The organism is Thioalkalivibrio sp., from assembly GCF_041685615.1.
Lineage (GTDB): Bacteria > Pseudomonadota > Gammaproteobacteria > Ectothiorhodospirales > Ectothiorhodospiraceae > Thioalkalivibrio.
In genome coordinates, this window is record NZ_JAWLFK010000063.1 from 1 (window position 1) to 8757 (window position 8757).

Annotated in this window: 7 protein-coding genes; all 7 read right to left on the reverse strand. The window is 67.5% G+C overall.

All coding sequences use genetic code 11. The features are described 5' to 3' along the window. Nucleotides 1-158: 158 nt before the first annotated feature. Complete coding sequence (locus ACESLR_RS10660) at nucleotides 159-1457, reverse strand: cobyrinate a,c-diamide synthase (RefSeq protein WP_373024000.1); 1299 nt, start codon at nucleotides 1455-1457, stop codon at nucleotides 159-161. Between the two features lie 31 nt (nucleotides 1458-1488). Further along, entirely contained in the window at nucleotides 1489-2079 is a 591-nt protein-coding gene (locus ACESLR_RS10665; protein ID WP_373024001.1) for a Uma2 family endonuclease, read from the reverse strand. Nucleotides 2080-2157: 78 nt separating this feature from the next. Continuing rightward, a complete protein-coding gene (gene cobO, locus ACESLR_RS10670) occupies nucleotides 2158-2772 on the reverse strand; it encodes a cob(I)yrinic acid a,c-diamide adenosyltransferase (RefSeq protein WP_373024002.1) in 615 nt (204 codons plus the stop codon). Nucleotides 2773-2831: 59 nt separating this feature from the next. Next, nucleotides 2832-3122: a DUF2149 domain-containing protein gene (locus tag ACESLR_RS10675; RefSeq protein ID WP_373024003.1), complete on the reverse strand. Its 291-nt coding sequence runs from the start codon at nucleotides 3120-3122 to the stop codon at nucleotides 2832-2834. After that, nucleotides 3119-3562: a MotA/TolQ/ExbB proton channel family protein gene (locus ACESLR_RS10680; RefSeq protein WP_373024004.1), complete on the reverse strand. Its 444-nt coding sequence runs from the start codon at nucleotides 3560-3562 to the stop codon at nucleotides 3119-3121. Before ACESLR_RS10680 ends, ACESLR_RS10675 begins: the two co-directional genes overlap by 4 nt. Nucleotides 3563-3694: 132 nt before the next feature. Then, nucleotides 3695-8254, reverse strand: coding sequence for a cobaltochelatase subunit CobN (locus tag ACESLR_RS10685; protein WP_373024005.1), 4560 nt, complete (start codon nucleotides 8252-8254; stop codon nucleotides 3695-3697). A 113-nt stretch (nucleotides 8255-8367) separates the two neighbouring features. Further along, the coding region (locus ACESLR_RS10690) for a cob(I)yrinic acid a,c-diamide adenosyltransferase (RefSeq protein WP_373067331.1) at nucleotides 8368-8757 on the reverse strand (390 nt) is incomplete at its 5' end.

The window sequence follows — 8757 nt, forward strand, 5'->3', positions numbered from 1 at the left end:
CTTCGTGGAAGGTCTCCCCTGGGAAATAGGTGTCGGCCCGGATCGATCTAGACTCGGTCCAGATCGCCTGAAACCCACCCTACCCACACGGGAAACCGGACGCGATCAAGAATCGGGCGTTCCGTTGATCTGGATCAGCGGAGACGAAGGAGGCGTGCTCAGCCCCGAAACAGACCCACCACAGCATCGGGATTGGAGGGAAAGTACGCGTGAAGGTAGCCGGCCGTCAGGCGCCCCTCTCGGTAGATGGCCTCGGAGGCCGTTCCCCCGTCTCGGGCACGGCGACAATGGGCAATCGGCTCCCAGTCCACCTCGGCGTGGGTGTGGTGGAAGGTGTGGCCACGAAGCTCACCCTCGGGAAGCGGGGCGCTCTGAAGCCCCAGCCCCTGTAACTTCGATTCCAACCGTGCCTGCCCCGGAATCAAACCGGCCATTGACGCGCTGTGCCCGTCCCGGTTTGTCAGTTCATCCAGCAGATAGAGAAAGCCACCACACTCGGCGAGCAACGTCCGCCCCGCCGCCTGATGTTCAGCGAGATCTTCCTTGAGCCCGGTATTGGCCGCCAGCGCACCCAGGTGCAGTTCCGGGTATCCACCGGGCAACCAAACCGCATCGACGTCTGGAAGACGGTCCCCGGCAACCGGCGAAAAGAACGCCAAATGGGCCCCCATCGCTTGCAGCAGATCCAGGTTGCCGGGATACGTAAACGCAAACGCGGCATCCCGCGCGATACCGATACGTATGCCTTCGAGTTCGCGCGCGATCTCCGGCACCGGCTCGGGCTCGAATGTGACCGCTGCCGGAAGCTCCGTGACGCCGGCCTCTTCAATCACAGTCGCCGCGGCTTGCAGCCGGGCATCGAGATCGTCGATCTCGCCAGCCTGTACCAGGCCCAGGTGGCGATCCGGCACGCTAAGCGCTTCATTGCGGGGGACGGCACCATAGAAATGCATACCTTCGGGCATGCTCTCGGCCAGCATCTGCCCGTGTCGCTTGCTGCCCGTTCGATTGGCGATCACTCCCGTGAGCGAGACATCGGACCGATACGTTGCCAGCCCGTGCACGACCGCTCCAAAGGTCTGGGCCATGCCCCCGGCGTCGATCAGGGCCAACACCGGCAGGCCAAAGCGGACTGCCAGATCCGCTCCGGACGGATCACCATCGAACAGACCCATCGAGCCCTCGACCAGGATAAGGTCCGACTCCTGGGCCGCCTCGTACAGCTTCGCCTTGCAGGCGGCTTCGCCGACCATCCACAGATGCAGCGGATCCACCGGATGGCCGGAAGCCTGCTCCAGAATCATTGGATCAAGGAAGTCGGGGCCGGTCTTGAACACGCGCACGCGGCGGCCCTGGTTGCGGTGGTAACGGGCGATGGCGGCAGTAATCGTGGTCTTGCCCTGGCCCGAGGCCGGGGCCGCCACGAACGCGGCGGGGCAGCTTGCGGCCCCGGTCATTGCCGACCACCCGCGTAGTTCGTCAGCGAGGTCAGGCCTCCGCCGGCGTCCCGTGCTCCGGGCCGGGGGCCGCGTCCTCGAAGATGCTTGCCCCCTCCAGCGTCAGGCTGACGCTGCGCAGGTCGACGGCATCCGGCGGGGCGTGGGTGTACAGCACCCAGTGGTTCTCCGGATCGCGCCGGTAGAGCTCGACCGCACCGCTTGCCGGGTCGATCAGCAGATACTCCTGCAGCGAGCCCAGGGCACGATACGCGGCAAACTTCGCGCCCCGATCGAAGGCCTCGGTCGACGGCGACAGCACCTCCACCACCAGCACCGGCGCCTCCTTGTACTGCTCGCGCCCGCGGTCGGCGGAATCGCAGGTCACCATCACGTCGGGATAGAAGAAGGCATCGGCCGCCTCCACCCGCAGCTTCATGTCGGCGATAAAGGTGCGACAGGGGCCCCCGCGCAGGTGTTCGCGCAGCGCTGAAAACACATTCCCGGCGATGGTCACATGCCGGTCCGAGGCACCGCCCATCGCGAAGACCTCGCCGGCCACAAACTGGTGCTTCTCCGGCTGCTCGGTCTCCCACGCCAGGAAGGCCTCGGCATCCATGCGCGCGGATTGGGGATTGGCCATGCGGGTGCCTCCGGTTCGCGGTCGCGTCAATTCCCCGATCATAGCGCAGCCCGGAGGCCAACCGCAGCGCACGGGCACTCACAGCTCGATCCCTTTCTGCGCCTTGATGCCGGCCTGGAAGGCGTGCTTGACCACGCCGATCTCGCTGACGGTGTCGGCGGCCTCGATCAGTGCCTTGGGTGCGGCGCGACCGGTGGTGATCACGTGCTGCATCGGCGGGCGCTTGGCGAGGTCCTCGAGCACCTCGTCCACATCCAGGTACTGGTATTTCAGCGCGATGTGCAGCTCATCGAGCAGCACCAGGTCGACGTTCGGGTCGCGCAGCATGTCGCGGGCATGCGCCCAGGCCTCGCGGGCCGCGGCCACATCCTTCTCGCGATCCTGGGTCTCCCAGGTGTAGCCCTCGCCCATCACGTGGTACTGGACGTTGTCCTGACCGCGGAAGAACGCCTCCTCGCCGGTGGCAAACTGCCCCTTGATGAACTGGACAATGCCCACCTGCATGCCGTGCCCCAGGGCCCGGGCAACCATGCCGAAACCGGAGGAACTCTTGCCCTTGCCGTTGCCGGTCAGGATCAGAAACACGCCCTTCTCTTCCTGGGCCTCGGCGATCTTGCGGTCCACGACCTCCTTCTTGCGTGCCATGCGCTGGGCGTGGCGTTCGGCGCGAGCCCCTTCGGTATCGTCGCTCATCTTTCTGTTACTCCTTGATTCGTTGCGTCATACGGGCGTTCGGACGGTTCCGGGAGTGGCTATTCACCGATCAGGATCATGCGTCCGGTCTCGGGGTCCCGGTAGACCTGACCCATGGATTCGAAGCCCGAGCCGGCCTCGCCCGCCCTCTCGGGCGGGTCCGGGATCTCACGTCCGGGCTCAATCTCGACGCCGCCACTGGCCGGCTCCAGCCCGTCGCCGGAGGCGGCCATCACCACCATAAGGCCGACGGCAAACACCAGCATGATGTCGGCCAGATTGGCCAGTGGACCCATCGGCTCCTCGTCGGGCGCGTCGAAGCGTGAAGCGCGGTAGTGCGGAACCCTCATGCCGCCGCCTCCAGGCGCTCCATCGCGGCGTCGTACCAGCGCCGGCGCAGCCGCCCGAGCAAAAAGCCGAGGATGCCGATCAGCAGCCCCAGCACCGTCGTGTTGAACGCCACCGTAACGGCTTGGGCGAGGATTTCCAGTTCGCCCCGGCCCATCGCGGCCAGCCCTGGACCCAGCGGGATCAGCGTCCCCATCAGCCCGAGCATCGGGCCGATCCGTGCCAGCAGATCCGCGCGGTCGATGCGCCGGCGTGCGCGGTAGGCGAGGCGTTCGGCATCGCCGCTCAGTTCCAGGCGGCGTACCCCACCGGAACGTTCGCCCAGTGCCAGCCCGAGCTCCCAGACGGCCACCGCGACCAGCACCAGCAGGCCGACCATCACCGGCTCCAGCAGCCAGCGCACCACGGTATCCATCAGCTCCATCGTGATCGAGAACGACATTCGGTTTACCTCGTTACCCTTTGTTTGCACGGCCCCTTGTAGGAGGCCAGCCTCTGGCCGATGGGGCGTATCCGACGCCGCAGTCGCCGAGAGGGCTCGGCTCCTACAGGCCCGAAAATGCCCACGCCCCGGTTATCGCCGGCGGCCGGCGGCGATACCGCCGAGCAACAGCAGGAACAGCACACCGGCCACCAGCCAGGGAAGCCAGGGCGTACCGGCCGCCTCGTCGCCGGTCTCCTGACCGCCCTCGGTCTCACCCTCGGCCGGTTCGGGGATCTCCTGCATCTCTGGTGCCGTCGGGTCTTCCAGCGGCTGGATCTCGGTGACACGGCTGGGGTCGGCTTCGGGCTCCGCCCGATCGATCTGCGCGGCCGCCCGCACGGCCTCGAAGGCCGCGCGCAGCTCGGCGTCATCCAGGCGCTCAGCCACCTCGTCCAGCATGGGGTGGTCCGGGCGCGTGTGGCCGCTGCCGGGCAGGCCGTGCTCGGCGACCAGTTCCGCGAAGCGCTCGGACAGGGCATCCAGCACCTCGGGGTCGGCGTCCCAGAACCCGTGGCTGGCCGCGACCAGGTGCACCGCCTGCAGATGGGTCTTCACGTGCACGTTGTGGCCGTCGGCCAGGAACTCCTGCATCCCCAACCCATGGCGATCCTGCAGATACACGTCGTGCACCTCGTCCCAGACCCTGGAGCGAATGATCTCCGGGTTGGTCACCTGCCAGCCCCACAGGTTGTCGACGAAGTCCCGCGCCATCGTGCGCGCCCCGGCGTAGCCGTGATCCATCAGCGGCTCGATCCACTGCGGGTTCAGGTTCTGCCCCTGCAGCTCGCGCATCAGCGCGCGGCCCAGGGTCTCGACCCGCGGGTCGTCCGGATCGGCGTGCTGCAGCACGCGGTTGTCCGGTACCTCGCCGCGGATGCTGTCGACTGCGGTCGAGAGCCCGCCCTGGAAGTCGAAGCCGTCATCGTTGTCCAGCAGGCCGTAGAGATGCGAGGCGCGCCCAAGATAGGTCCGCCCGACCTGGCCCAGGCGGGCTTCGAAAGCCTCGTGCGCGGAGGCGCCGGATTCATCCGCGCCATAGGCATGCCCCATCCGGCGCACGTAGGCCGCCCCCAGTTCACCGCGATCCTCCCAGGCACCGGAACGGTCGGCAAGACGATTGACCCCGGCCCCATAGGCCCCGGGGGCGGTACCGAACACACGCAGCGCGGCCTGCTGACCCGCTTCGACGCCATTGAGGCCCGCGGCACGCAGGGCCTCGGTGTCTTCCACCCACTGGGCAGCCACGTCGTTGCGCGCCAGCGGCTCGGCACCGGGGTCACGCAGGCCCTCCCCAAGCGGGGCCAGGGCGGCGTCCAGTGCCTCTTCCAGCTCGGGGTATTGCGCAACAATTGTCTCCGACGAGCCGTCCAGTGCCAGGCGGGCGGCGCGATCCAGCCACACCAACTGGTCCTCGTACAGGTCGCGGAACAAACCGGAGGTGGTGAACAGGGCATCGCGGCGGCGGTCACGCCCGGCCGCGTCGAGGTCCATGCGCTCCAGCCCCTGGACGATCCCGCGGCTGTTCCAGGCCGGGCGCATACCCAGCATGTCCATGCCGAAGGCGATCATCACGCCCTCGTCGCGCACGGTATCCGAGGCCCAGAGGATGATCGCCTCGCTGCCATCCGCCTCGGGATCGCCGTGCTCGCGGGCATCCGCGGCCAGTTCCTGGCCAATGCTCCAGGCCACGCGCGTGGGCACCAGATCCGCCGCCAGCGCGTGGAAATTGCGGCCGGTCGGCAACACGTCCAGCGTTCGGATTGGATCGTTGCCCTGTCCCGGTGGCACGAAACGTCCCTCCAGCGCCGCGAGTAGATGCGCACGTTCATTGGCCGGGGATCCACGCAGCCTGGCGTCCCAGTCGTCCCCAACTTCGTCGTCACCCGCCATCGACTCGAGCATTGTATCCACGGCCTCGTCACTCCAGTCGCGCCCGAACACGTGGAGCCCCAGCGGCATCTGATGTTCCTGCATATCCGTCAGGTAGTGGCCGATCTCGTGGACCAGCAACTCTTCGTCCATCTCCGCGAGCGAGGTTGTTGCGTGGTCGTCATGACCCTCGTCCGCATGCTCGTTCTCATGATCATGCTCATGGGCGTGTTCGTGCGCTTCATCCCCATGCTTCCCGTGATGGTCCGCGTCACGATGCTCGTCGCCGTGGGCGTCCGCACGACCTTCCCCGTGCCCGGTGACATCGGGTTCACCATGATGACCGTCGTGGTGATCATCGTGGTCGTCATGGTGGTGGCCGTGGTCGTGACGATGACCGCGGGCCAGTTCGTCTTCGATGGTCTCGGTCAGGCCGAGATCCTCAATGCGTTCGCGCAGGGTCTGGGCAGCCCGCGAGCGCGTCGCGGCATCCGGCTGCGCGGCCGCCTCGTAGGTCTCCACCAACTGTCGTAGCTCCAGCAGGCTGTCGTACAGCTCGGTGGCCGCCAGTGGCGGGGTCAAGTGGCTGATCATCACCCCCATGGAACGGCGCTTGGCCTGTATACCCTCACCCACGCCATCGACGATGTACGGATAGATAATCGGCAGGGCACCGCCGAGGATCTCGGGATAGTCATCCGGCGCCAGCCCCGCGCGGCGGCGCGGCAGGAACTCGCGCGTGGAATGGCGGCCAACGTAGACCAACGCATCCGCCTCGAAGTGATCGCGGATCCAGTGATAGAAGCCGACATACTGGTGGGTCGGCGGGAACGTGGTGTTGGCGTGCAGCAGGCGCTCGCTGACCTCCCAGCCGCGGGGCGGCTGCGGGCCGATGAACACGTTCCCGAACTCGATCCCTGGGAACAGCATCTCGCCGTTGCGGGTCATCGCCTCGCCCGGCGGCTCGCCCCAGCCGGTCAGGCCGGGGATGCCCGTGCGCACCAACGCCTTGCGCAGCGGCTCGGTCGTCGCGTGCGCGTCTTCCCCTGCCAGCGTGGCCTCCCAAGCCTCCTCGTACTGCGCCAACAGGTCCAGTGCGCGATCCTGGGCCGCGTGCGGATAGCTCTCGAGCATGTGGCGCAGATCGCCAACGCCACTTTCCAGCGCGGCTTGAGCGAGTTCGATCTCGTCGGCGGCCCTGGCGGCCTCCAGGCGTGCTTGCAGATAACCGATCGGACCATCCACCAGTTCGGCCTGGACGGGTTCCGAGAGGCCATCGAAATACGCCTGATACTGTTCGCGATCCAGCGAGGCCACCCGGCCGGCGATAGCATCCAGCGCATCCGCCTGTTCCGGCAGGTTCACCGCACGGTCCTGGATAAGGTCCAGCAGGGACTCGGCATCCTCCGGCACCTCGTCGCCCAGGTCATAGCCTGCCGCCTCCAGGTTCTGCAGGATCTCCAGCAGGGACTCGGGGATATCCAGCTTGTCCGCGCCGATGTTCTGACGACCCGGCGGATGGTTGTAGTAGATGACCGCGACCCGCTTGTCCGCGTTGTCGAGGGCACGCAGCCGCTGCCAGATTGCTACCCGCTCGGCCAGGGCCTCTACCCGCTCGCCGACCGGCTCGGTCAGCGTCAGACGCACGCCGGTGCGTTCGTCCTGTTCCGGCGCGCCCGCGGTCGCGAGCACCATCGGCTGGCTCATGCCCTGCAACTCCGGCATGGCCACGTGGTAGTGGACCTTGTCCCAGGGGATGCCCTCGTGCGACAGCCGCCACTGGGTCGCGCTCACGTCCGCCAGGCGGATGCCCTTGATCACCGGCACATCCAGTTCGCCGAAGGCCTCGGCCACCGCCTCGCGGTTACCGCCTCCGCCGACCACGAAGTCCTGCAGGCTGACGATCCCCGCCAGATCCGCCGGCCCGGCCGCCTCGGCCAGCGTCTCGACCGCCTCGCGGCTGGCCCCGCCCCAGCGCGCCAGTACCGCAAAACACTGGACTTCACGCGCCTCCAGAGCCTCGCAGGCAGTGTCCAGCAGCGCACGGTCACCCGGCCGGTCGCCGGTATCCAGATCCAGCAGCGCCACGGCCGGTCCCGCATCCAGATCGAGATCCTCCGGATCGGGACTGGAGCTGCCATGACGGTAGTAACGGATAGTCTCGCGCGGGTCCGGATCGGGCACGTCGATCGCGTGGCCGCCGTGCGCGGCCAGCCAGCGCATCAGGCCCTCCATGCTCTCCGGCGTGCGCCCCTGGTAGAACGCGCGCCCGGTCAGCCAGTCCGCCTGTTCGGGGAAACGCTCCTGCTGTTGGGCCAGGTGCACGCGCGGGTCCTCGCCCGGTTCGGGGTTGGCCGCCAGTTCGGTGCGTTCCTCGTCATCCAGGCCCGCGAGTACGGCCTCGCCGCCGATCCGCGACAACGCCGTCAAGTGACGCACGCTGTTAATGGCCATAATCGGGGCTCCCTCGGGCGGCGGGGCCTCCCGCAACAGCCGATCGAGGCGCGCGGCCTGATCCCCGAAGACGGCGGCAACGAGCACCGCATCAGCCTCGCGCCACAGCGTCGATACCGCCTCGTCCGACTTGTCCGTGAGCTGCTCGGGGGTGCGCAGCACGACCTCCGCCTCCGGATATGCCTCAAGGAAGCGATGGGCCCCGGCGGCAACCTCCGCCGCCGAGCGATCGGAGACGACGCCCACCACCAGCGGTCCGGCCCCGGCCGTTCCGACCCCGAACAAAAAAAACGCCAGAGCCATCAGAATTGTGCAACGAAAACGCATGGAGACTTCCCGAAAAACAGGCGCAGGGGATCGCGAGGCGTGTACCCGACACGCCCGCGACCGATGCGATGGGAATCGGGCGCCGCGGCAGCGACGCCGATCAGACGAACACGTCAGCCGCGCTGGCTGGCCGGCTGCCAGAGGACCTCGGCACCGTTTTCATGGCGAGCGAGGACGCGGCAGAGCACGAACAGGAGATCCGACAGCCGGTTGATATAGGCCAGCGAAGACGGTCGCAATGCCTCGTGGTGGTTGAGTGCCACCAGGCGCCGTTCCGCGCGCCGACAGACCGTGCGCGCAATGTGACAGTCGGCCGTGGCGGGGCCTCCGCCCGGAAGGATGAATTCCTTCAGAGCGGGCAGATCGTCGTTGAAGGACTCCAGCTCCACATCCAGCCGCTCCACGGAAGCGTCCGGGAGGGCCTGGTGCCCTGGCACTGCCAGTTCCGCTCCGAGATCAAACAACTCGTGCTGCACCAGCGCGAGCGAGCGCCGCACCTCCTC